This is a genomic window from Polaromonas sp. (assembly GCF_013817205.1).
In the GTDB taxonomy this organism is placed as follows: Bacteria; Pseudomonadota; Gammaproteobacteria; order Burkholderiales; family Burkholderiaceae_C; genus Polaromonas.
Window position 1 is genome coordinate 15,501 of record NZ_JACDDD010000003.1, and the last position, 24,282, is coordinate 39,782.

The window sequence follows — 24,282 nt, forward strand, 5'->3', positions numbered from 1 at the left end:
TTGGCCCGTATGCTAGATACTGCCCGTCCATCGCCATCCATCCCCATCCTGGTCTACCACCAGATCAGCGAAGCGCCGCCCAGGGGGGCGCCGTTTCGAGGTCTGTACGTGTCGCCAGGCGCCTTTGCCCGGCAGATGGCCTTGCTCAAGCTGCTTGGCTACCAGGGGCTGTCGATGAGCGCATTGCTTCCTTATCTGAAAGGTCAACGAAGCGGCAAGGTGGTGGGCATCACCTTTGACGATGGCTACCTGAACAACCTGACACACGCGCTGCCGGTGCTGCAGCGCCACGGCTTTTCATCGACCTGTTACGCCGTCAGCAAGCTGCTGGGCCAGACGAATGTCTGGGACCAGGGCATCGGCATCGCCCAGGTGCCGCTGATGGATGCCAGCCAGTTGCGCCAGTGGACGGCCGGCGGGCAGGAGGTCGGCTCACACACTCAAAACCATGTGCGCCTTCTGCAGAGTGATGCGCCGACGGCACAAGCTGAAATGACGGACGACAAGGCTGCGCTGGAAACCGTGATGGGCACGTCCGTGCAGCACTTCTGTTATCCCTATGGCGAATACGCGCCTGAACATGTCGTGATGGCGCGCGAGGCAGGTTTCGAAACCGCGACCACCACTCGCCGGGGGCGCAGCACCATCATCGGCAACTTGCTGGAGTTGCCGCGCGTACCGGTGGTGCGTTCGACCAGCCTGCCGGTGTTCTGGCTCAAGATCGCCACTGGCTACGAAGACAGGGAGCGCGCTTGAGCCCGCCTGTGCCGCCCAGGCTCCGCGTTGCGGTGCTGAACCGGGTTTTCGACAACACGGGTGGTGGGGCGGAGCGTTATTCCATCGCGCTGGTCGAGCAACTGGCGCTACGCCATGAGGTCCATGTGTTTGCCCAGCAGATCAATCACCATGCGCCAGGCGTCGCTTATCACCGCGTGTCCATGCCGATGCGTAAACCGCGTTGGCTTAACCAGCTCTGGTATGCCTTTGCCACCTGGCGCGCCACGCGCACGGGCTTCGACATCGTGCATTCGCATGAAAACACCTGGCATGGCCAGGTTCAGACTGTGCATGTGGTGCCGGTCAGGCACAACCTGTTCCACAAGCGGACAGGCTGGCGGCGCTTGCTGCGCTGGATCAAGGTGCTGACCAGCCCTCGGCTGCTGATCTATCTTGGGCTGGAATGCATGCGGTTCAGACCGGTGAAGGCGCGCCGTGTGGTGGTCACCTCCGCCAGCCTGGGCAGCATCACGGCCGCAACTTACCCGGGCGCAGAGGTTATGACCAGCGTCATCACCCCGGGCGTTCACCTTCCGGCGCAGCCCGCCAACGACGACGACAAAGTCCGGGCGCGGCGAACGCTGGGCTTGCCCGCGCAAGGCTTTTGCCTGCTGTTTGTCGGCAACGACTACCGCAAGAAGGGGCTGGACACCCTCCTTGAGGTGCTGGCAATGCTGCCTGAGCCGACGGTGCTTGCCGTCGTCGGAAACCCCGGACATATCCCCGAGTTCAGGCAGCGGGCCGAGTCGCTCGGCATCGGCGGGCGGGTGTTTTTCCTGGGGGTCATGCAGGATGTGGGTGCGGCATATCTGGCTGTTGACGCCTTGGTGCACCCGACGCTGGAAGATACCTTTGCGATGGTGGTCCTGGAGGCCATGGCGCACGCCTTGCCGGTCGTGGTCAGCGGCGCGGCCTATTGCGGAATTTCCGGCCTGCTGAGCGATGGTGTCAACGCGCTGGTGCTTGAGGATCCTCGCAATGTCCAGGCACTGGGCGCAGCCCTGGAAAAGATATCAAGAGATGAGGAACTGCGCCGCACTTTGGGCGGGCATGCCCGGATTTTCGCCAGCGCTTTCCGCTGGGAATACATCGCGCGCCAGCAGGAGTCGGTGTATCTCTCGTCACTGGCAGCGTCGAGACTCTGAGCTGCGCGGACTCAGGCGACCAGCTTGAAGTGTTTGCGACTGAAATCCAGCCCCGTCAACAGTTCAATCCGCCGCATCAGGTGGTACTTGTTTTCCTTGGGCGTGGGCCGGTAGCCCGGGTCAATGTGGAGTTCCTGCTCGGCGCCCGTCGCCAGCCACTGCCTTGCCACAGCAGGGTGGGTCCCCCGATAGGCCTGCAAGGCCCTCGCGTCGAACTGACTGTACTTGACCTGCATGGTGGTGGAATCAGCCCAGTACTTGCTGACCTGGTCGAGCTTCTTCTGCATGTCCTCATTGCGGCGAATCCAGCCATAGTGAAAGATGTGCGCATTGGCCAGCGCCGCCTTGGGGTTGCGCGGCTTTTTGTGATCGGTGGTAACCAGCCAGTACTGGCCGTCGGGCGCATAGCTGCGGATGGTGTTGCGGATCAGCCGGCACTCGCGGCGATACCAGCCGGGGCTGATCGACACCCACTGCGCCGAACCGTAAAAATGGCGGTAGTCAAACACCAGGGCCTCCACCTCCGGGTTGGCGTGATGCCGCTCCACGCTGGCGCGGATGGCCGGCAGGTCATCCTCGTGGACCACTTCGTCGCCTTCAAGGTAAAACGCCCAGTCGCCGGTGCAGGCGTACTGGGCGATCATTTTCTGCTGGGCATACACAAATCCGCGGTCCGCCATGCGTTCATTCCACAGGGTTTCGATGACGCGGATTTTCGGGTCACCAATGGCGCGCACCCGTGCGAGGGTGTCATCGCTGCCTTGCCCCACGGCCACCACGAACTCATCCACCAGCGGCAGCAGCGAGCGTATCGACGCCTCAAAAGGAAAGCCCAGCTCAACGCCGTTGCGGATGAAGGTGAAACCACTGATGGAAACTGTCATGAGAGTTGCACAGAGGGTGCGCTTTGCGAAAGATCCGAATCGTACAGGCCCAGCCGGTACAGCCGCGCATACGGACCGTCGCCGGTGATCAGTTCGGCGTGGGAGCCGGTCTCTACAATCCGGCCGGTATCCATCACCACAATCCGACTGGCATGCTGCACAGTGGACAGGCGGTGGGCAATCACCAAAGTGGTGCGGTTGCGCATCAGGCGCAGCAGAGCTTCCTGTACGGCGCGTTCGGATTCGGTATCCAGGGCAGAAGTGGCCTCGTCAAGGATAAGAATGGGCGCATCCTTGTAAAGTGCACGCGCAATGGCCAAGCGCTGCCTCTGCCCTCCAGAGAGTTGCGTGGCGTTGTGGCCCACCAGGGTATCGATGCCTTGCGGCAGGTCGGTAACAAAACGCGCCAGGTTGGCGGCCTTGAGGCTGGAAGCTACCTTGTCCCGGTCCACCTCCATGCCCAGCGCCACGTTCGCCGCAACGGTGTCGTTGAGCATCACCACATGCTGGCTGACCAGCGCAAACTGGCTGCGCAAGGAGTCGATTTTCCAGTCGGCCAGCGGCACGCCATCAAGCTCAATGCTCCCCGAAGTGGGTTCCAGAAAGCGCGGCAGCAGGTTGACCAGCGTGGTTTTTCCTGCACCCGAAGCGCCGACCAGCGCAACTGTTTCGCCCGGGGCGATGGACAGGTTCAGGGCATCCACCGCAGGTGGAGCGTCCTGGGTATAGGCTACCCGCGTATTCAGAAAACTGATCTTTCCTTCAGCCCTCGGTTTTGAGAAGTCGCCACCCTGCTCGTCGGGGGCTTTCTCCATCAGGTCCAGACCGCGCTCCAGAGCCGCAAGGCCGCGGGTGATGGGGTTGGCGGCCTCAGACAGGCGTTTGATGGGTGCTACCAGCATCAGCATGGCTGTCACAAATGCCACAAACGAGCCTACCGAGGTGTTGTCGGTCGCACTTTGCAGCAGGGCCACGGAAATAACAGCCGACAGTGCCGAGGCCGTCAATAGCTGGGTGGCGGGTGTCATGGCCGCTGAGGCAACGACCGATTTCATGGACAGGCGGCGCAGGGCGTCGCTGAGCACAGCAAACCTTTGGGCCTGAGCGCCCTGAGCCGCATGCAGCCGAATATCTCTGTGAGCCAACACGTTTTCTTCAACAACGTAGGCCAGCGCATCGGTCGCCCCCTGGCTGGCCCTGGTCAACCTGTAAAGGCGGCTGGACAACACGCGCATCACCCAGGCAATTGCGGGGATCAGGAGGGTGATGATGAGAGTCAGTTGCCAGTTCAGGTACAGAAGGTAGCCGCAGAGGGCCATCACTGCCAGCGAATCACGCGTCAAACCCATCACGGCATTGACGAGCATGGAGGAGCCGTTCTGGACCTCATACACCACGGTGTTAGACAACGCGCTCGCCGACTGGCTGGAAAAGAGGTCGAGCCGCGCCCTGAGGAGCTTGTCGAACATGGCCTTGCGAAGCTTCAAAAGGCCGGAATTGGTGACTTTGGCCAGCGCGACTTCCGCGACAAAGCCGGCAAAACCGCGCACCCCGAACAGGAGCAACAGCGCGACGGGAACCTTCCAGATGTCAAGGTCCCCTTTGCGAAATCCCTTGTCGAGCAAAGGCTGGAGCAAAGCCGGAATCAGGGGCTCGGTGGCGGCACCGACAAGGGTCGCACCAATCGCCAGGGCCCAAGCGCTGGAAGGGCGACTGAAGTAAGGCCAGATGCGGCGTAAGCGCTTGCCCATAGGGATGGGTGACGCATCGGCAGGGATGACAGTGGCTGCCAGGCCAGTGATGCTTGTCAATTCAAGGCCTCGTTGACCCATGCGCTTGTTGCGTTTGAGTCGGATTTCCGGCGCGACCGCGCCGTTACCCGATCCGCAACTGCGGGGATGTGGCATGAAAGAACGACATGACGATCAATTGCAATTTTGGGCATGGCCGCTGCACAAGTGCGCAGTAAGTGGGGAAGCCTGCATTATCGTGGAACAATTGATGGTCAATTCCTACAAACCTGCCTGCAACCCACGGTCAAAATCGGTCGCTTGTCGACGGAAGCTTATTGTGGTGGCTGGCCTGTGCAATTTACGAAGCCCGGACTTCCATGACCCTGTCTGTCATCATCATCACCAAAAACGAAGAGGCCAATTTGCAGGCATGTCTGGAGTCAGTGAGCTTTGCCGACCAGTGGGTGGTTGTTGACAACGCGAGCACGGACAACACACGTGCTATTGCAAGTGCGTTTGGCGCAGAAGTTGTTCAGACCACGACATGGCCCGGCTTTGGTCCGCAAAAAAACATGGCGCTTGCGCATGCCACCCAGGATTGGGTGTTGTCACTGGATGCCGACGAACGTGTCACGCCGGAACTGGTGCTGGAGATTCAAAAGGCCATGCAAAACCGTGCGGCCGATGCCTTCGAAATTCCCCGCCTCACACAGTTTTGCGGCCAGTGGATCCATCATTGCGGCTGGACGCCGGATCATGTGTTGCGCCTGTTCCGCCGCGGCCAGGCGCGTTTTAGTGACGACCTGGTGCATGAACGTGTGATCCTCAATTCAGGTGCCCTTGTGCGCCTGAACTCGCGCCTGCTGCATTACAGCTATCCGACCCCGGCGCACTACTGGCGTAAGCTGGAGCAGTACAGCCTGGCGTGGGCGCAGCAGGCCCATGCACGCGGCAGGACCAGTTCGATGCCCCGGGCGGTAACATCGGGCCTGATGGCCTTCGTGAAAAGTTATATTTTTCGCCTTGGCATTCTTGATGGCAGCATGGGCTTTGCCGTGTGTGCCATGCAGGCCCAGGCCGCCTTCGGTAAATATTTCACCTTGTATTGTTTGAACCAGCAAAATGCACCCAAAAAAACCTGATAGTTCCCCGACCGCATTTGCCGGGCATCAACGGCGCAGTCTGATGGCCGCGTTGACGGGTCTGGGCACGCTGGCGGTATTGCCAGCGTCATGGGCCCAGTTCCGCGTCGAGGTGTCGGGCGTGGGCCTGACCCAGTTGCCCATCGCCATCGCAGCGTTCCGGGGTGACGCCCAGTCTCCGCAAAAGATCGCTGCCATCGTGCAGGCCGATCTGGAAAGAAGCGGCCAGTTTCGCGCCGTGGACGCCAGTGGCAACCCGCTCGATGAAACTTCGCGGCCTGACCTGGCGCTTTGGCGCCAGCGCGCTGCCGACTCCCTGCTGACCGGCAGCATCACGCGGCTGGCCGATGGCCGTTATGACGTGCGATGCCGCCTCTGGGACGTGGTGCGGGGGCAGGATCTGGGCGGCCAGAGTTACGTGGTGCCGCAGGGCGATTTACGCCTGTCTGCACACCGCATTGCCGACTTTGTCTATGAAAAGTTGACCGGCGAGAAGGGTGTTTTTTCCACCCGCATCGCCTATGTCACGAAGACGGGCACGCGCTACAACCTGTGGGTTGCGGACTCCGACGGTGAGGGCGCCCAGTCGGCGCTGGCCAGTCCGGAGCCCATTATTTCGCCGTCATGGTCCCCCAATGGCTCGCAACTGGCCTATGTGTCCTTCGAGTCGCGCAAGCCGGTGATTTATGCCCATGACGTGGCCTCGGGACGGCGCCGGCTGCTGGCCAATTTCCGTGGTTCCAACAGTGCGCCGAGTTGGTCACCCGATGGCAGCCAGTTGGTCGCCACGCTGAGCCGCGACGGGGGCTCACAACTCTACGCGATTGCAGCCGCAGGCGGCGAACCGCGCCGCCTCACGCAATCGGCCAGCATCGATACCGAACCGGCATTTTCTCCGGATGGACGCTTCATTTATTTCGTCAGCGACCGCGGTGGCTCTCCCCAGATCTACCGCATGGGCGCCTCTGGCGGCAATGAGGAGCGCGTCACCTTTACCGGGAGTTACAACATATCGCCCGCGCTCAGTCCCGACGGCCGCTGGCTGGCCTATATTTCACGCGTAGGCGGCGCCTTCAAGCTGCACGTCATGGAGCTCGGCAAGGGACCTGCGGTGGCCATCACGGACACCAACGGTGACGAAAGCCCCAGTTTTGCGCCCAACAGCCGCCTCATCGTCTACGCGACGCAGCAGCAAGGCCGCGAGGCTTTGCTGACCACCACGCTGGACGGAAAAATCAAGGCCCGCCTGACCGGGTCATCCGGAGACATACGTGAGCCAGACTGGGGACCTTTTCAGAGGTAAGCCGGCTGACCTCATCAGTTTCCTCCTTTCAATTTCCAGACAAGGTCATCATGAAACGCATTCTTACCCTCACCGCCATCATCACCCTGACTGCTGCTATCGTGGGCTGCAGTTCGGGCGTCAAACTCAATGATGTTCCAGTTGAAAACCGGGCGCCGGTTGCGACCGGCCAGGGCGGTACTGGCGCCGCCTCCGGCGTCACGGGTCGCGCTGTGGAGCCGGTGCTCATCGGTGCGACGGATCCCTCACTCGCAGGCCCGGCCGGTGCCGCTCGCGTGATTTACTTCGATTACGACAGTTTTGTGATCAAACCCGAAGCACAGACCACCGTCGAGGCCCATGCCCGTTTCCTGAGCGCAAATAAGGCGCGCAAGCTGGTGATCGAGGGCAGCACTGACGAGCGCGGTGGCCGCGAATACAACCTCGCGCTGGGCCAGAAACGCGCCGAAGCCGTGCGCCGTTCCCTGGCCTTGCTCGGGGCCACCGATGCGCAGGTCGAAGCGGTCAGCTTCGGCGAGGAAAAACCTGCCGCGACCGGTGCGGACGAGGAGTCCTACGCGAAAAATCGCCGTGCCGAGTTCAACTACCGCTAAGCCGGAGCTGTGATCTTGATGAAGCTCCCGATATCCCTGGCCGCGATGGCCTGCGTGTTGGCGTTCAATGCGCACGCTGGCTTGTTCGAAGATGACGAGGCCCGCAAGGCAATTTTAGACATGCGTCAGCGGCTCGATGTGTCCCAGCAGCGGACGGCCGAAGAATTGCGCAAGGTCAATGAAGACAACGCGCAACTCAGACGCAGCCTGCTGCAGTTGTCCGGGCAGATTGATGCACTGCGTAGCGAACTGGCGCAGATGCGCGGGCAGGGCGAGCAGATGACGCGAGAGCTGTCTGAGGTGCAGCGCCGGCAGAAGGACCTGTCGCAAGGTCTGGACGACAGGCTCAGCAAATTCGAGCCGTCCAAGGTCTCTGTGGACGGCAGGGAATTTGTCGCGGACCCGGCTGAAAAGCAGGAATTCGAGACAGCGCTGGCGGTGATGCGCAAGGGCGAGTTTGCAACGGCGCAAACTGGCTTCGGAAATTTCCTCAAGCGGTATCCGCAAAGCGGCTACAAGGCCCCGGCCCTGTTCTGGCTTGGCAATGCGCAGTACGCTCTCCGCAACTACCGCGATGCCATCACCAATTTCCGGACACTGGTCGCGACCGACACCGAACACGTCCGCGCGCCTGAGGCGGTGCTTGCAATAGCGAACTGCCAGGTTGAGCTCAAGGACATCAGCGCCGCGCGCAAGACGCTGCAGGACCTGCTCAAAGCCTATCCGCAGTCGGAAGCCGCCTCGGTGGCCAAAGATCGCCTCAGCAAGCTGAAGTAGCCGGAGGCGGGCGGCGGCTCTTCTGTTCAGCCCCTAAAATCGGGGGATGGACACTTCCCAGCTCGACACCCTCACCACCCAGGTTCTCTGGGCGGCCTTTCTCCTTTCCATGCTGTTCGGCGCGATTGCGCAGCGCACGCATTTCTGCACCATGGGCGCGGTCAGCGACATCATCAACATGGGTGACTGGACTCGCATGCGCATGTGGGGCATGGCTGTGGGCGTGGCCATGATCGGGTTTTATGGCATGGCCGCAGCCGGCCTGATTGATCCGTCCAAAACGCTGTATTCCTCGAACCGCTTCATCTGGCTGTCTGCCCTGGTGGGCGGCGGCCTGTTCGGCTTCGGCATGGTGCTGGCGTCCGGCTGCGGCAGCAAGACGCTGGTGCGCATAGGTGGTGGCAACCTCAAGTCGCTGGTGGTGATACTGGTCATGGGGGTGGCGGCGTTTGCGACGCTCAAGGGCATCACTGCTGTGCTGCGCGTGGCCACAGTGGACTCCGTGGCTGTTGATTTTTCAAGCAACGCAGCGCTTTCTAGCTGGGCTGGTGCAGCAGCAGGCGTGGCCCCGGCGCTGGCCGGCCTGGCCATCGCCCTTGTACTGGGCGGTGGGCTGATCGCCTGGGCGTTGCTTGGCGCTGAGTTTTGCCGCTTCGACAACCTGCTCGCCGGCCTGGGCATTGGTGCAGTGGTCGTAGCCATGTGGTGGGTGAGCGGTCATCTGGGTTACGTGGCCGAGCACCCCGACACACTGCAGGAAGCGTTTTTGGCGACCAACTCGGGCCGTATGGAGGCTCTGAGTTTTGTCTCGCCGGTGGCCTACACGGTGGACTGGCTCATGTTTTTCAGCGACAAGAGCAAACTGCTGACCCTAGGCATCGTGTCAGTGTTTGGTGTGGTCGTGGGCTCGGCCGTGTATTCGCTGCTGTCGCGCAGCTTCCGCTGGGAAGGTTTTCGTGATGCAGAAGACACCGGTAATCACCTGGTCGGCGCTGTGCTGATGGGTGTGGGCGGCGTGACCGCCATGGGCTGCACCATCGGCCAGGGCCTGTCAGGCATCGCCACCCTGAGTGCCACCAGTTTTGTGGCGGTGGCCGCCATCCTGGTGGGTTGCGTGGCCGGTCTGCGTTACCAGATCTGGCGGCTTGAGCGCAGCATGTGATGACCCTAGATTTGCTCCGCACGTCAATGCCTGGGGCACCCGAGGTAACGCCGGCGGATCTGGAGCGCCGCTTCGGTGGCCTGGCGCGTTTGTACGGCGCCGCAGGCGCGCGCAAAATCCGCGCGGCCCACATGGTGGTGGTCGGGCTCGGGGGTGTTGGCTCCTGGGCTGCCGAGGCGCTTGCGCGCAGCGGCGTGGCTCGTCTCACACTGATCGATCTCGACCACATCGCCGAGTCCAACATCAACCGCCAGATCCATGCGCTGGACAACACGCTGGGGCAGGCCAAGGTGCTGGCCATGCGCGACCGTATTTCGCACATCAACCCGGTATGCGCAGTAGACTGCATTGAAGAATTCGTCGATGCTGCCAACTGGCCGGCCATCGCCGGCCTGCAGGGCGGGGAGGGCGTCGCCGTGATCGATGCCTGCGATCAGGTCAGGGCCAAAACCGCGATGGCCGCGTGGGCCATGAAGAACAAAATTGATCTCATCAGCGTTGGCGCAGCCGGCGGCAAACGCCACGCCCACAAGGTCGACATCGACGACCTCGCACTGGTCACGCACGACCCCCTGCTGGCGCAATTGCGTTATCGCTTGCGCAAGGAACACGGCGCTGCACGCAAGGGGCGCATCGGCGTCGCCTGTGTGTTCAGCCGTGAAGCCGTGTTGCAGCCGGCGGCCATTGCGGCTGCAGGTTCAGGTGAAGGCGAGGCGTGTGAGTTGCCCGGTGAAGAGCTAAGCGATGGCAGCCTCAACTGCCACGGCTACGGCTCGGTCGTCAGCGTGACATCCACCTTCGGCTTGTGCGCGGCCGGCTGGGCACTCGACAAAATTGCGGTGTGAGTTTGCAAAGCCCAAAAAAATGACGCTATAATTCAAGGCTTTGCTGCACACGATGCAGCAAAGACCGGGAAGCATCGAAAGATGCCCCTCGGGGCCTTAGCTCAGTTGGTAGAGCAGCGGACTTTTAATCCGTTTGTCGTGGGTTCGACCCCCGCAGGCCCCACCAAATTTCAAAGCGCCTGACTGCAAAGTCAGGCGCTTTTTCTTTGGGGTGCCGTGTTGCAGCCTTCAAACTGAGGAGCCCGCACGAGCCCGCACAGCCAGCACGATTCCATGCAAAATCAACGCTGAAAGGCATGCTTCACAGATCGCTCCATTTTCGGTGCGTCGCATGGCATGGTTAGCCCAATGAACGCTCACATCATCAGACTGCTCTACATCAGCGACGCGGCAGAGGGCCTCGACGAAGAAGCTGTCACCGCCATTCTCAAAAGCGCGGAGAAAAACAATCCACCGCTCGGCATCACCGGGGTCCTGGTTTTTGGTGGTGGCGTATTTGCACAGGTTCTGGAAGGCCCGGAGCGCGGGGTGCTCGGAAAATATGTGCAGGTCATGGGCGACAGCAGGCACCGCAATTGCCGGATCGTCCACATCACCACCACTGTTGAGCGCCTGTTCGAAGGTGTCTCCATGGCCGCGCTGCAGGCGCTTCCGCTGGAGCTGGCGCAGATTGCCGAACTTGATGCTCACCGCAAGGAAACGGTACCCCCCGAGGATTTCAAAAACCTCATGAATGTGTTTTTCTCCAGACTTCAGGCCCTTCCCTGATTGTGGGCCGGCCCGCTGCGCCGCAGCGGTTGATCCGGCCTGTAGCCCAGCAGCGGTACCTCAAGCTGCGCCTGCTGCGCCACGCGTATGCAATCCTTCATATGCTCCTCGCCGAGGTAGCGTATCGCTGCATAACCGACCGAGGCGGCAACGATCTGGCCAGCGAAGGGAACGTATTTGGCGAGTTGCTTGGTGGTCAGGCGCATGCCAATTTTGGTGGCGGCCTTGAGTATCAGGTCTTTAGAGATGAGTTTTCCAATCAGCACCGATCCGACAGTAGCGACGGCTTTTTGCACCTGCTCTCGTTTGGTCGGGTCGAGTTGATCGAGCTGCTGCGGCGTGAGGCCGAACTCCTTGTTGATCTCGGGGATCAGCCGCGACAGCATGGCCGCATCGACGGCCCAGTCCAGCCCGGGCACCGGCACAGCGCTGGCCGCTGCGGCGACCACGGCGCGCCTGTGCAAGAGCTTGCGGCTGCGGGTGACGGCGGCGGCGAGGGCTGCATCGTCGGCAGCCATTTGAAGGGCGGTGGGCATGGACGCACTGTAGCCCGAAATGCCGCCCGGCGTTAGGGCGGCGCGTCAAGCCAGGGTTTTCAGGCCGTAGCGGTTTCGATCTGCTCGGTCAGTTCCAGCCAGCGTTCTTCCAGCGTCACCAGTTCGGCGTCGATGGCCTTGAGGCGTTTACCCGACTGCGCGATTTCCGCTGGCGCCGTGGTGACTGCCAGACCCGCCTGAAGACTGTCCCGCTCGGCCGTCAGCGAGGCCATGCGGGTATCGATTTTTTCCAGTTCCTTGCGCAGCGGTTTAGCGTTGTCGGATTGCTGCTGGCGGCGCTGCGCCTCCTGCTTCTTGTCGGCCGGTTTTTGGGCATCAAATATGCCTTTAGCCCCCACCTGTTGTGCGCTGACAGCTATTGTTTTTGTAGCATCGACGGCGGGACCCGGTGTGTTGGCAGCCTTTTTGGCTTCCTCGCGCTGGCGTTTGGCGTAGTCCAGCAGATACTTCTGATAGTCGTCCAGGTCGCCGTCAAAGGGCGCAACACCGCCTTGCGAGACCATCCAGAACTCGTCGCACACCGCGCGTAGCAGCGCCCGGTCATGGCTGACCAGCATCACCGTGCCTTCGAATTCATTGAGCGCCATTGACAGCGCTTCGCGCGTGGCCAGGTCCAGGTGGTTGGTCGGCTCATCGAGCAGCAGCAGGTTGGGGCGTTGCCAGACAATCATGCACAGCACCAGCCGGGCTTTCTCGCCGCCGCTCATGCTGCCGACGGCCTGCTTGACCATGTCGCCGCTGAAATTGAAGTTGCCCAGAAAGCTGCGCAGGTCCTGCTCACGTGTGGGCTGGTTGCCTAGCTTGCCGGCTGCGGTCATTTCCTTGACCAGGCGGATCATGTGCTCCAGCGGGTTGTCGGCGGGGCGTAACACGTCGAGCTCCTGCTGAGCGAAATAGCCGATGTTCAGGCCCTTGCCCTCGGTCATCTCCCCACTGATGGGGGTCAATGCCCTCGCAATGGTCTTGACCAGGGTTGACTTGCCTTGCCCGTTGGCGCCCAGAATGCCGATGCGCTGGCCGGCGAGCACCGACTTGCTGACGTTCTGCACGATGACGGTGGGCGGCGTGCCTTCGGGCGCATCCTCGGGCGCGGGGTAGCCGAAGAATGCGTTCTGCATCGACAGCATGGGGTTGGGCAGGTTCGCCGGTTCCTTGAACTCGAAAGTGAAGTCGGCCTCGGCGAGAAGCGGTGCGATTTTCTCCATGCGGTCCAGCGCCTTGACCCGGCTTTGCGCCTGTTTGGCCTTGCTGGCCTTGGCCTTGAAGCGGGCGATGAATTTTTGCAGGTGGGCAATCTTGTCCTGCTGCTTGTTGAATGCGCCTTGTTGCAGCGCCATCTGTTCGGCGCGCAGGTCCTCAAACTTGCTGTAGTTGCCGCCATAACGCGTCAGCTTGGCACGTTCGATGTGCACCGTCACGTCGGTCACGGCATCGAGAAATTCGCGGTCATGGCTGATGACCAGCATGGTGCCAGGGTAGCGCTGCAGCCAGGCTTCCAGCCAGACCAATGCGTCCAGGTCCAGGTGGTTGGTGGGTTCGTCGAGCAGCAGCAGCTCGGAAGGGCACATCAGGGCGCGCGCCAGTTGCAGGCGCATGCGCCAGCCGCCGGAAAAACTGTTGACCGGGTTGTCAAGTTCACTGACCTTGAAGCCGAGTCCGAGGATCAGTGCCTGGGCCCTGGCCTGCGCGTCGTGCGCGCCGGCGTCGTAAAGCTCCATGTAGGCGTGCGCCATTCGGTCGCCGTCGCCGCTTTCTTCGGAGGCGGTGACCTCGGCCTGCGCTGCCAGCAGCACCACATCACCCTCGACCACATAGTCGGTGGCACTTTGCTCCGTTTCGGGCATGTCCTGGGCGACCTGCGCCATGCGCCACTGCGCGGGAATGTAGAACTCACCGCCGTCTTCGTGCAAGGTGCCGTTGAGCATGGCAAACAGTGACGATTTGCCGGCGCCGTTGCGCCCCACCAGGCCGATTTTTTCGCCGGGGTTGAGGGTGACAGACGCGCTGTCGAGAATCACTTTGGCGCCGCGACGCAGCACCACGTTTTTAAGGGTAATCATTTAAAACAGACAAACTCGGGAAAGGATGTGGCCCAGGGGCCAGGACGCAGGTTTCAGGCCAGTTGCTGGCGCGTGAGCAGCAAAACCTGGTCAGGGCCTGCGCTGGTCTCGAACCACAGGGGTTCGAGACCGGGAAAGGCGCGTTCAAAATTAACGCGCTCATTGCCGATTTCCAGCACCAAAACCGCATTTTCGCTCATATGAGCGGCTGCGTTTAGAAAAAGGCTTCTGATGAAGTCCATGCCGTCTTCGCCGCCGGACAGTGCCAGCGCCGGCTCGGCCCGGAATTCGGCCGGAAGCGCCGCCATGCTGGCCGCGTTGACATAGGGCGGGTTGCACAGGATCAGGTCATAGGGGCCGGGGCAGGCGGCCAGGCCGTCGGATTCAATCAAGGTGATGCGCTGCTGCAGCTCATGCACACCTACATTGATTTTCGCCACCGCCAGCGCGTCGCTGCTGATATCGGCGGCATCCACAGCCACGTCGGGGTATGCCATTGCGGCCAGGATGGCCAGGCTGCCGTTGCCGGTGCATAAATCGAGCACACGCCGTGTGTTTTCGCTGAGCCAGTGATCAATGCTTTCATCCACCAGCAGCTCGGCAATCAGCGAGCGCGGGATGATCACGCGTTCATCCACGTAGAAGGGAACGCCCTGAAGCCAGGCCTCGCGCGTCAGGTAGGCGGCCGGCTTGCGGGTGCTGATGCGTGCTTCCAAAAGTGTAGCAACCTTTTCAGCATCGGCGGGGGCTACAGGTGTATTTTCCTCTTCATCGAGCTCATCCAGCGGCAGGCCCAGTGACCACAGCACCAGCCAGGCGGCTTCGTCGAAGGCCGTCAGCGTGCCCTGGCCGAAGCCATCGGCCAAGGTCAGGCCGGCGGCCTCCAGCCGATCAGCCCAATACTCGACCAGCGCGATGACGGTCGTAGTCTGCGCGTTACTCACAGCGCGGCCAGGCGCTCCAGCACGCCCTTGTAGATGTTTTTGAGCGGGTCCAGCGTGTCAACGCGCACGTTTTCGTCGATTTTGTGGATGGAGGCGTTGATCGGGCCGAATTCGATAAGCTGCGGGCAGATGCTCGCGATAAAACGCCCGTCGCTGGTGCCACCGGTGGTGGACAGCTCGGTCGTCACGCCGGTTTCGGCCTTGATGGCGTCGGTCACCGCCTGCACCAGTTCGCCCGGCGTCGTCAGAAAGGGCTGGCCGCCCAGCGTCCACTTCAGCGCGTAGTCGAGCTGGTGTTTCTGCAGGATGGCTTCGAGCCGGGTTCTCAGGCTGTCGGCCGTCGATTCGGTGGAGAAACGGAAGTTGAAGTCCACCACCAGTTCGCCCGGGATGATGTTGGACGCGCCTGTTCCGCCATGCACATTCGAGACCTGCCAGCTGGTTGCGGGGAAAAATTCATTGCCTTTGTCCCACTCGGTGGCCACCAGCTCGGCCAGGGCCGGTGCAAAGCGGTGCACCGGGTTGTCGGCCAGGTGCGGGTAGGCGATGTGGCCCTGCACGCCCTTGACGCTGAGCTTGCCACTCAGGGTGCCGCGCCGTCCGTTCTTGATCATGTCGCCGAGCTGGTCCACCGAAGTCGGCTCGCCGACGATGCAGTAGTCCAGCACCTCGCCGCGCGCCTTGAGCTGCTGCACAACAATGGTGGTGCCGTCCACCGAGGGGCCTTCCTCGTCGCTGGTGATCAGGAAGGCGATTGACAGATGTGGTTGCGGGTTGGCGGCGAGGAATTCCTCAACGGCCACCACCATGGCGGCAATCGATGTTTTCATGTCCGCCGCGCCGCGGCCGTAGAGCACGCCGTCGCGATGGCTGGGCGTGAAAGGCGGGCTGGTCCACTGTTCCAGCGGGCCGGTGGGCACGACATCGGTGTGGCCGGCGAAGACCAGCGTTCGGGGCACCCGGGGTGCTATCAAATCAGGAGCTTCTTGTCCTTGACGGACGGGGGCTACCGGCCTAAAACCTTTGAATTTTGCCCACAGGTTGGTGACCCGGAAATGCTCTGGTCCACTGATGATGGTTTCGCATTCAAAGCCCAGCGGCGCCAGCCGGGCCGTGAGGATGGCCTGGCAGCCAGCGTCGTCAGGGGTGACGGAGGGTCGAGAAATCAGTTGCTCGGCAAGGCGCAGTGTGGATGACATGAGGCGGGCAGGGCTGGCTTCAGGGGTTGCCGTAACCGGTGTTGCCGGTTTTGTCGTGGCGAACGTCGAGCGTGATCTCGGTGAAGGAAGGGTGGTCGTCCGGGTCTTCCTCGGGCTCTTCTGCCTTGGCGGCGGCGGAGAAGTCGTTTTCCAGGCGCCACATCAGGTTGGTCGGCGAGTCCGCGTGCAGCAGACCCTCCTTGCGTGTGACCGTGCCGTTGACGATGAGCTTGGCAATGTCCTGCTCAAAGGTTTGCGAGCCTTCCGCCATGGATTTTTCCATGGCTTCCTTGACGCCGGAAAAGTCGCCTTTTTCGATCAGCTCGGAAATCAGCTTGGTGTTGAGCATGACCTCGACCGCCGGTGCGCGGCCTCCGGCCTGGGTTCGCAGCAGGCGCTGCGAGACGATGGCCTTCATGGCCGCACCGAGGTCGCCCAGCATGGTGCTGCGCACCTCGACCGGATAGAAGCTCAGAATACGGTTGAGCGCCTGGTAGCTGTTGTTGGCGTGCATGGTGGCCAGGCACAGGTGGCCGGACTGGGCGTAGGCAATCGCCGCCGACATGGTTTCCCGGTCGCGGATTTCGCCAATCAGGATCACGTCGGGCGCCTGACGCAGCGCGTTTTTCAGCGCCACCTGCAGCGACTGGGTGTCGCTGCCGACCTCGCGCTGGTTCACCACCGATTTCTTGTTGGTGAACAAAAATTCCACCGGGTCCTCAATGGTCAGGATGTGGCCGGGCTGGGTTGCGTTGCGGTGGTCCATCATGGCCGCCAAGGTGGTGCTTTTGCCGGCGCCGGTGGATCCCACCATCAGCAGCAGGCCGCGCTTTTCCATGATCAGGTCGGCCAGGATGGGTGGCACATTGAGGCTTGAGAGTGCGGGAATCTCGCTCGGTACATATCGGATCACGGCGGCGTAGGTGCTGCGCTGCCTGAAGCCGCTGATGCGGAAGTTGCCAACGCCGGCCAGCGGGAAGGCCATGTTGAGCTCGCCCAGCTCTTCCATCTCCTCGATTTTCTCAGGCGGCAACACCTCGGCCAGCAGGTTGCGCGGCGCATCCGGTGGCAGGATCTGGCTGTTGATCGGGATCGCCTCGCCGTTGATCTTGATCAGGGCCGGCGAGTGCGCCGACAGGTAAACGTCGGAGGCCTTTTTCTCGGCCATCAAACGCAGGATACGTTCCATCGTGCTCATGGTCTGCGCATTCATCGTCGGTTCCGATCAATCAGTCAGGAGAGGCTATCAGTCGCGGAGAAGATCATTGAGACTGGTGGTCGCGCGGGTCTTGGCATCCACTCGCTTCACGATCACCGCGCAGTACAGACTGTATTTGCCGCCGGCCTTGGGCAGGTTGCCCGACACCACAACAGAACCTGCCGGGATGCGGCCGTAGGTCACGGTGTCGGCTTCGCGGTCGTAGATCGGCGTGCTCTGGCCGATGTAGACGCCCATGGAGATAACGGAATTTTCTTCGACAATCACGCCTTCGACCACTTCCGAGCGTGCACCGATAAAGCAGTTGTCTTCGATGATGGTCGGGTTCGCCTGCAGCGGCTCCAGCACGCCGCCCAGGCCAACGCCGCCGGACAGGTGCACGTTCTTGCCGACCTGCGCGCAGCTGCCGACGGTGGCCCAGGCATCAACCATGGAGCCTTCATCGACGTAAGCGCCGATGTTGACGTAGCTGGGCATCAGGATCGCGCCCTTGGCAATGAAGCTGCCGCGACGTGCCACCGCAGGCGGCACCACACGCACGCCGCTGGCTTTCATTTCCTCTTCGCTCAGGTGGGCGAACTTGGTCGGCACCTTGTCGAAAAACCCGAGGTCGCCGGCGCGCATCATCACGTTGTCTTTCAGGCGGAAGCTCAGCAGCACGGCCTTCTTGATCCACTGATGCGTGGTCCATTGGCCCACGCCCTGGCGCGTGGCCACGCGCAGCCGGCCGGCGTTGAGCTCGGAGATCGTGTGCTCCACCGCGTCCTGGACTTCTTTCGACGCGGCCGTCGGGGACAGATTCGCGCGGTCGTCCCAGGCGGCGTTGATGATGCTTTCGAGTTGGTCTTGATTCATGGTCACTTTGCGGTGGATTGGATGAAGGAAACGATTCTTTCTGCGGCTTCGACACACTCGGCGGTTTCAGCCACCAGGGCCATACGGATTCTGCCGGCGCCTGGGTTGTGGCCGCGGGCTTCGCGGGCCAGATAACTACCGGGCAGCACCACGACATTGTAAAGAGCGAGCAGCTCGCGCGAGAAAGTCGCGTCATCGCCAGCAAAACGCTCAGGGATCGCAGCCCACAGGTAAAAACCGGCGTCGGGCAGGGCCACGTCCATGACTTTGGCCAGTAGGGGCGTGACTGCGGCGAACTTCTCGCGGTACATCGCGCGGTTGAGCCCGACATGTTCTTCGTCATCCCAGGCGGCAATGCTGGCAGCTTGCACGACGGGGCTCATGGCGCTGCCGTGGTAGGTGCGGTAGAGCAGAAAGGGCTTGATCAGGGCCGCATCACCGGCCACAAAGCCGCTGCGCAGACCCGGCACATTGCTGCGTTTGGACAGGCTGGTCAGCGTGATGAGGTTTTTGAAATCATGGCGCCCCAGTTGCTCGGCGGCTTGCAGCCCGCCCAGTGGCGGCTCGTCACGGAAGTAGATCTCGCTGTAGCACTCGTCCGAGGCAATCACGAAGCCGTAGCGCTCGCTCAGCTCGAACAGCAGTTTCCACTCGTCCAGGCCCATCACCGCGCCGGTGGGGTTGCCGGGTGAGCAGACAAACAGCAGTTGCGTCTTTTGCCAGACCTCCTGTGGCACGGCGGCCCAGTCGACGGCGAAGTTGCGCGCCGGGTCGCTGGGGGCGAACCAGGTGTCTGCGCCCGCAAGAAGCGCAGCGCCTTCATAGATTTGATAGAAGGGATTGGGTGACACGACCGTCGCGCCGGGCTGTGTGGGATCGATCACGGTCTGAGCCAGGGCGAACAGCGCTTCACGCGAGCCATTGACCGGCAGGATCTGCGTTAGCGGATCCAGGCTCAGGCCGTAACGCCGCTGCATCCAGCCGGCCATGGACTGGCGCAGCCTGGGTTCGCCGGCCGTTGCGGGATAGCTGGCCAGCCCGGCGAGGCTGGCGCTCAGCGCGGTCTTGATCAGCTCGGGGGTGGCATGTTTGGGCTCCCCAATCCCCAGGCTGATGGGCCGGTAGGCAGGATGGGGGGCGACATCGGCGTGCAGCAGGCGCAGCCGCTCAAAAGGGTAGGGCTGCAGGCGTTTCAACAGGGGATTCATGGCCCGGATTATCCCGTGTGTACGCCGGGGGCCGGCCAGCTACGGCAGCTGGCACCATGCTTGCTATTGAATTTATAGCTAACTTCCCTTGCTGGTCGGGGGCTAGGGGGCGATTTGATGCATCAGCCGGTGGGACAGGCTGCGGGGAGGCCCCGGACACCCTTTTTTACAGCGGCCAGCCCTGGTCCCTCGGGTAACATTGCAGGCTCAGCATTGCTGGAGGCGGGTCGGGTGCTTCCTGAAAGCGCTATAAAAATCAACGACTTAGCTCCAAAGCGCCAAGAAGAAAACAGGGTCTGCCGTGCGTCTCAATTCGATCAAGTTATCCGGGTTCAAGTCCTTTGCCGAACCGACCAATTTTGTGCTGCCGGGGCAACTGGTCGGCGTGGTCGGCCCCAACGGTTGCGGCAAGTCCAACATCATGGATGCCGTGCGCTGGGTGCTCGGTGAAAGCCGCGCCTCTGAGCTGCGCGGCGAGTCCATGCAGGACGTGATCTTCAACGGCACCAACCTCCGCAAACCGGCCAGCCGCTCCAGCGTCGAACTGGTCTTCGACAACGCCGACCACCGCGCAGGCGGCCAGTGGGGCCAGTTTGCCGAAATCGCCGTCAAGCGGGTGCTCACGCGCGACGGCACCAGCAGCTACTACATCAATAACCAGCCGGTGCGCCGGCGTGACGTGCAGGACGTGTTCCTGGGCACCGGCCTGGGACCGCGCGCCTACGCCATCATCGGACAGGGCACGATCAGCCGCATCATCGAATCCAAACCCGAGGAGCTGCGCCTGTTCCTCGAGGAAGCCGCGGGTGTTTCCAAGTACAAGGAGCGCCGCCGCGAAACCGCCAACCGCCTGAGCGACACGCGTGAGAACCTGACGCGCGTCGAGGACATCCTGCGCGAGCTCAATGCCAACCTCGACAAGCTGGAGAAGCAGGCCGAGGTCGCCTTGCGCTACAACACCTTGCACGCCGACGCTACGCTCAAGCAGCACCAGCTGTGGTTTCTGAAGCGCGCCGAGAGCGAAGCCGATCAGGCCAGAGTCAAGGCCGAAGCCGAAAAATCGGTCAACGACCTCGAAAGCCGCATCGCCGATTTGCGCCACATCGAGGCTGACCTGGAAACCATTCGCCAGGCGCACTATGCCGCTGGCGACCATGTGAACCAGGCCCAGGGCAAGCTGTACGAGGCCAGTGCCGAAGTCGGACGCCTGGAGGCCGAAATCCGTTTTGTGGTGGAGGGCCGGCAGCGGGTCGAGCAGCGGCTGGCGCAATTGAAAGAGCAAACCGCCCAGTGGGCCGCGCGCAAGGATGACGCCGCGCAGGAAACCGAAAACCTCGCCGCCCAAGCGCTGCAGGCCGAAGAACAGTCAGAACTGCTGGCCGCACAAAGTGAAGACCAGGCCGGCCAGCTACCCGCGCTGGAAGAAGCGCTGCGCGCTGCCCAGTCCAAGGCCAATGAGCAGCGCGGCAGTGTCGGCCAGGTGCAGCAGCAGATCCAGGTGCTGGCCGCCGACCAGCGCAATATCGAGGAGCAGTCGCGCGCGCTGAGCCTGCGCCACGAACGCCTGAGCGCCGACAAAAACGCGCTCAACGCCCCCGACGAGGCGCGCCTGGCCAACCTCAACACGCAGTTCAGCGCGGCGCAGGAAAACCAGGAAATGGTCGAGGCCCGCCTGCACGAGCTGACCGACAGCGTGCCGCAGCTCGACGAGGATCGGCGCACCAGGCAGCAGACCGTCAACACTGAATCGGCCAAACAGGCCGAGCTGTCAGCGCGCATGGAAGCGCTTAAGGCGCTGCAGGAAAAGGTCAAGACCGACGGCAAGCTCAAACCGTGGCTGGCCAAACACGGGCTCGATGGTTTGCAGGGCCTGTGGAGTCGCATTCACATCGAACAGGGCTGGGAAAACGCCCTCGAAGCCGCGCTGCGTGAGCGCCTGGGCGCGCTGGAAGTCAGCCGCCTGGACATGGTGCGTGGTTTTGCCGGGACTGACGGCCGCGATACCCCGCCGGCCAAACTCTCGTTTTATTCGCCGCCATCGGCCGCCGCCCCGGCCCCGGCTTCGCGCCCCGGCCTGAAACCACTGGGCGATTTCCTTCGCCTCGGCGATGCCGGCCAGGCCGCGTTGCTGGGCGACTGGTTGCACGGCTGCCTGACCGCCACCAGCCTGGACGATGCCCTGGCCGTGCGCCAGCAACTGCAGGCCGGTGAGGTGATTTTTGTGCAGACCGGCCATGCGGTAACGCAGCACAGCGTAAGTTTTTATGCCCAGGATTCAGAGCAATCCGGCCTGCTGGCGCGCGCCCAGGAAATCGAAAACCTTGAAAAGCAACTGCGTGGCCAGGCACTGATCGCTGACGAGGCGCGCAGCGCGCTGATTCGTGCCGAAGCGGCTTACGCCGACGCCGCCCAGCGTCTGGCCACGGCGCGACGCGAAGCGGCCGAAGGCCAAAGCCGCACCCACGAGCTACAGGTCGAGGTCCTGCGCCTGACCCAACTGGCCGAACAGACCCGGGCACGCAGCGAGCAGATTGCTGCCGACCTCGGCGAAATCGACGCCCAGATGGCTGACCTGCAGGAACGCAAGGTCACCGCCGAGGCGCGTTTTGAAGAACTCGACATGCAACTGGCCGACAGCCAGGAGCGCCACGCCCAGCTTGACGACCGCGTGATCGAGGCCGAGCGCAAATTGAACGAATCGCGCGAACAGCAGCGCGCGCTCGAGCGCCAGTCGCAGGAAGCGCAGTTTGCGCTGCGCAGCCTGGCTTCGCGCCGCGACGAGCTGGCACGTTCAATAGAAATCGCCGCGCAGCAGGCCGCAACAATTGCCAGCGAGGAAGAGCGCGCCAAAGAGGAACTATCGCGCCTCAGCGATGCCGCCGCCAAGGCCGGCCTGCAGGATGCGCTCAACGTGAAGCTGGAGCGCGAGGCTGACCTGGGTGCCAAACGCAGCCAGTATGACGACCTGACCACCAAGCTGCGGGCCAGCGACGAGCGCCGGCTGCAGCTGGAACGCGAACTCGAGCCGCTGCGCCAGCGCATCACCGAGTTCCAGCTGAAAGAACAGGCGGCGCGCTTGGGGTTCGAGCAGTACGCGCAACTGCTGGCCGATGCCCAGGCTGACCTCGTCGCAGTCGAGTCATCGATCCAGACCGGCAATGTGCGCCTGACTGGCCTGCAGGGCGAGATCGACCGCATCAACCGCGAGATCCAGTCCCTGGGTGCGGTGAATCTGGCGGCTCTCGATGAACTGGCCAGCGCGCGCGAACGCAAGCAGTTCCTCGATGCGCAGTCGGCCGACCTCAACGAGGCCATGAACACGCTGGAAGACGCGATCAAGAAGATCGATACCGAAACGCGTGAGCTGCTGTCCGCCACCTTTGAAACGGTGAACCGGCATTTCGGCGAGATGTTCCCCCGGCTGTTCGGCGGCGGCAATGCCAAACTGATGATGACCGGCGAGGAAATCCTCGACGCCGGCGTGCAGGTGCTTGCGCAGCCGCCCGGCAAGAAGAACCAGACCATCCATTTGCTGTCGGGCGGCGAAAAGGCACTGACCGCAATTGCGCTGGTGTTTGCGATCTTCCAGCTCAATCCCGCGCCATTCTGTCTGCTGGACGAGGTGGATGCGCCGCTGGACGACGCCAACACCGAGCGTTATGCCAAGCTGGTGGCCAGCATGAGCAAGGAAACCCAGTTCCTGTTCATCAGCCACAACAAGATCGCCATGGAAATGGCCGAACAACTCATCGGCGTCACCATGCAGGAGCAGGGCGTTTCGCGCATCGTTGCGGTCGATATGGAAGCAGCCCTCGGATTTGCGGAGGTCGCATGACGATAGTTAAGGAGAGAGGCGCATGTTGGGCTCTTCAGTTCAGCCGGGGCCGCGGAACCGGCTTCGCCGGGCCGCAGGCGCAGCGGCCCCCTCGGGGGGCAGAGAGCCACACGCAGTGGGCGAACGTGGGGGCTAGATGAGCACACTTCAGATCAGTCTGGCAATCATTGGCGGCATCGTGCTGGCCATCGTGGTGGCGCACAGCGCCTGGTCAGCGCGCAAAAATTTGCCGATGCAGCCCACGCCCGACCCGGTGGCCCCGGTCATCGAACCGACCGTCGGGGACTTCGCACCCCACGGCGAGGACACCCAGCCCCAACGCCTGGAACCCGGCTTTGACGGTGACTCCGGCATGGACGCCCTGACGGCGCTGACTACGCCTGAGAAAAGACCGGGCCTGGACGCGTTGATTGATGTGATTGCCCCCATCGTCATCGACTCGGTGGTGTCGGGCGAGGCGGCGCTGGCCGACATGCCAGGCACGCGCCGCGCCGGCAGCAAGCCCTTCGCCATCGAGGGCCTGAGCCTGGCCACAGGTGCCTGGGAAACCCCGACCGCCGGCCAGCGTTACAGCGCCTTCCAGGCCGGCGTGCAACTGGCCAACCGCACCGGCGCGCTGAACCAGATCGAATTTTCCGAATTTGTCATGAAGGCCCAAGCCTTTGCCGACGCCATCGACGGCCTGCCGGAGTTTCCGGACATGATGGAAGAGGTGGCGCGCGCCCGCGAACTCGACAGCTTTGCCAGCACCCACGATGCACAGCTGGGCTTCACCCTGCGTGCCAGGCACACGGCCTGGAGCCCCGGTTATGTACACCAGAGTGCGGCCAAGCTCGGTTTTGTGGCCGGGTCCATCCCGGGCCGCATGGTGCTGCCGGCCAGTCAGTCCGGCCCGCACGCGCCGCCGGTGCTGGGCCTGTCCTTCGACACCCAGGCCGCCATGGCTGAAGAGCCGGAACAGACGGCCTTGCGCGAGCTGACGCTGTCGCTGGATGTGCCGCAGGTGTTGCGCGCCGAGCAGCCGTTTGTACGACTTTGCGAGGCCGCGATTGCGTTGGCTTCCAGCATGGACGGCGTGATCATCGACGACCAGGGCCAGCCGATCCGGCCGGAAGCCATGGAAGCCATCCACGCCGACCTGGAGCAGCTCTACAACACGCTGGAAGAGCGCGACATGCCAGCCGGATCTGCGCTGGGCCGGCGCCTGTTCTCCTGAAAATGGGATGCTTGCCGCGTCTGTTGTTGCGACTTTAATGTATGAGATTGCCAAAAAGTC

At 62.5% G+C, this 24,282-nt stretch carries 20 protein-coding genes and 1 tRNA gene; 12 read left to right on the forward strand and 9 right to left on the reverse strand.

Going from position 1 to position 24,282, the window contains the following annotated elements; translation table 11 throughout:
• Nucleotides 1-9 precede the first annotated feature (9 nt).
• Together H0W47_RS01120 and H0W47_RS01125 are read left to right on the forward strand one after the other, a co-directional pair.
• The gene (locus H0W47_RS01120; RefSeq protein WP_296919568.1) at nt 10-756 is read left to right on the forward strand and encodes a polysaccharide deacetylase family protein; all 747 of its coding nucleotides are present in this window, start codon (nt 10-12) and stop codon (nt 754-756) included.
• A complete protein-coding gene (locus H0W47_RS01125) occupies nt 753-1,922 on the forward strand; it encodes a glycosyltransferase family 4 protein (RefSeq protein WP_296919570.1) in 1,170 nt (389 codons plus the stop codon). Before H0W47_RS01120 ends, H0W47_RS01125 begins: the two co-directional genes overlap by 4 nt.
• An 11-nt stretch (nt 1,923-1,933) precedes the next feature.
• On the opposite strand, the gene H0W47_RS01130 is transcribed toward H0W47_RS01125, so the two are convergent.
• Together H0W47_RS01130 and msbA are read right to left on the reverse strand one after the other, a co-directional pair.
• Nucleotides 1,934-2,806, reverse strand: coding sequence for a glycosyltransferase (locus H0W47_RS01130; protein WP_296919571.1), 873 nt, complete (start codon nt 2,804-2,806; stop codon nt 1,934-1,936).
• A complete protein-coding gene (gene msbA, locus H0W47_RS01135; RefSeq protein WP_296919684.1) occupies nt 2,803-4,557 on the reverse strand; it encodes a lipid A export permease/ATP-binding protein MsbA in 1,755 nt (584 codons plus the stop codon). The genes H0W47_RS01130 and msbA overlap by 4 nt, the downstream gene beginning before the upstream one ends.
• Before the next feature lie 359 nt (nt 4,558-4,916).
• On the opposite strand from msbA, the gene H0W47_RS01140 reads away from it, so the two are divergent.
• The 8 genes from H0W47_RS01140 to H0W47_RS01175 all read left to right on the forward strand — a co-directional run bounded on the left by H0W47_RS01140 (nt 4,917) and on the right by H0W47_RS01175 (nt 11,129).
• Nucleotides 4,917-5,681, forward strand: a complete 765-nt coding sequence (locus tag H0W47_RS01140; protein ID WP_296919573.1) for a glycosyltransferase family 2 protein — start codon at nt 4,917-4,919, stop codon at nt 5,679-5,681.
• A gap of 43 nt (nt 5,682-5,724) precedes the next feature.
• Nucleotides 5,725-6,984, forward strand: a complete 1,260-nt coding sequence (gene tolB, locus H0W47_RS01145; RefSeq protein WP_296919574.1) for a Tol-Pal system beta propeller repeat protein TolB — start codon at nt 5,725-5,727, stop codon at nt 6,982-6,984.
• Nucleotides 6,985-7,034: 50 nt separating this feature from the next.
• Entirely contained in the window at nt 7,035-7,577 is a 543-nt protein-coding gene (gene pal / locus H0W47_RS01150) for a peptidoglycan-associated lipoprotein Pal (protein WP_296919576.1), read from the forward strand.
• An 18-nt stretch (nt 7,578-7,595) separates the two neighbouring features.
• A complete protein-coding gene (gene ybgF / locus H0W47_RS01155; RefSeq protein WP_296919578.1) occupies nt 7,596-8,354 on the forward strand; it encodes a tol-pal system protein YbgF in 759 nt (252 codons plus the stop codon).
• Between the two features lie 46 nt (nt 8,355-8,400).
• Nucleotides 8,401-9,516 (forward strand): YeeE/YedE family protein, encoded by a 1,116-nt coding sequence (locus tag H0W47_RS01160; protein ID WP_296919580.1) that lies wholly within the window; start codon nt 8,401-8,403, stop codon nt 9,514-9,516.
• A gap of 26 nt (nt 9,517-9,542) precedes the next feature.
• Nucleotides 9,543-10,361, forward strand: coding sequence for a tRNA threonylcarbamoyladenosine dehydratase (locus H0W47_RS01165; protein ID WP_296919581.1), 819 nt, complete (start codon nt 9,543-9,545; stop codon nt 10,359-10,361).
• Between the two features lie 90 nt (nt 10,362-10,451).
• Nucleotides 10,452-10,527 (forward strand) — tRNA-Lys (locus H0W47_RS01170).
• Nucleotides 10,528-10,709: 182 nt separating this feature from the next.
• Nucleotides 10,710-11,129 carry a BLUF domain-containing protein gene (locus H0W47_RS01175; protein ID WP_296919583.1) on the forward strand — a complete coding sequence of 140 codons (420 nt, stop codon included), beginning with the start codon at nt 10,710-10,712 and terminating at the stop codon, nt 11,127-11,129.
• Here the strand turns inward: H0W47_RS01175 and H0W47_RS01180 are convergent.
• The 7 genes from H0W47_RS01180 to dapC are packed head-to-tail and all read right to left on the reverse strand — an operon-like array spanning nt 11,114 to nt 19,171.
• Entirely contained in the window at nt 11,114-11,665 is a 552-nt protein-coding gene (locus H0W47_RS01180; protein ID WP_296919585.1) for a hypothetical protein, read from the reverse strand. The genes H0W47_RS01175 and H0W47_RS01180 overlap by 16 nt on opposite strands.
• A 59-nt stretch (nt 11,666-11,724) precedes the next feature.
• Entirely contained in the window at nt 11,725-13,746 is a 2,022-nt protein-coding gene (locus H0W47_RS01185; RefSeq protein WP_296919586.1) for an ABC-F family ATP-binding cassette domain-containing protein, read from the reverse strand.
• A 53-nt stretch (nt 13,747-13,799) separates the two neighbouring features.
• Nucleotides 13,800-14,690 (reverse strand): 50S ribosomal protein L3 N(5)-glutamine methyltransferase, encoded by an 891-nt coding sequence (gene prmB / locus H0W47_RS01190; protein ID WP_296919588.1) that lies wholly within the window; start codon nt 14,688-14,690, stop codon nt 13,800-13,802.
• Nucleotides 14,687-15,889: a succinyl-diaminopimelate desuccinylase gene (dapE, locus tag H0W47_RS01195; protein ID WP_296919590.1), complete on the reverse strand. Its 1,203-nt coding sequence runs from the start codon at nt 15,887-15,889 to the stop codon at nt 14,687-14,689. The genes prmB and dapE overlap by 4 nt, the downstream gene beginning before the upstream one ends.
• 19 nt (nt 15,890-15,908) lie before the next feature.
• Nucleotides 15,909-17,087: a PilT/PilU family type 4a pilus ATPase gene (locus H0W47_RS01200; protein ID WP_296919686.1), complete on the reverse strand. Its 1,179-nt coding sequence runs from the start codon at nt 17,085-17,087 to the stop codon at nt 15,909-15,911.
• 48 nt (nt 17,088-17,135) lie between these two features.
• Nucleotides 17,136-17,963 (reverse strand): 2,3,4,5-tetrahydropyridine-2,6-dicarboxylate N-succinyltransferase, encoded by an 828-nt coding sequence (dapD, locus tag H0W47_RS01205; RefSeq protein ID WP_296919592.1) that lies wholly within the window; start codon nt 17,961-17,963, stop codon nt 17,136-17,138.
• 2 nt (nt 17,964-17,965) lie between these two features.
• Nucleotides 17,966-19,171, reverse strand: a complete 1,206-nt coding sequence (dapC, locus tag H0W47_RS01210; RefSeq protein ID WP_296919594.1) for a succinyldiaminopimelate transaminase — start codon at nt 19,169-19,171, stop codon at nt 17,966-17,968.
• 301 nt (nt 19,172-19,472) lie between these two features.
• Between dapC and smc the strand changes: the two genes are divergently transcribed.
• Nucleotides 19,473-23,006 carry a chromosome segregation protein SMC gene (smc, locus tag H0W47_RS01215; protein WP_296919595.1) on the forward strand — a complete coding sequence of 1,178 codons (3,534 nt, stop codon included), beginning with the start codon at nt 19,473-19,475 and terminating at the stop codon, nt 23,004-23,006.
• A 136-nt stretch (nt 23,007-23,142) separates the two neighbouring features.
• Nucleotides 23,143-24,222, forward strand: coding sequence for a cell division protein ZipA C-terminal FtsZ-binding domain-containing protein (locus H0W47_RS01220; protein WP_296919596.1), 1,080 nt, complete (start codon nt 23,143-23,145; stop codon nt 24,220-24,222).
• Nucleotides 24,223-24,282 lie beyond the last annotated feature (60 nt).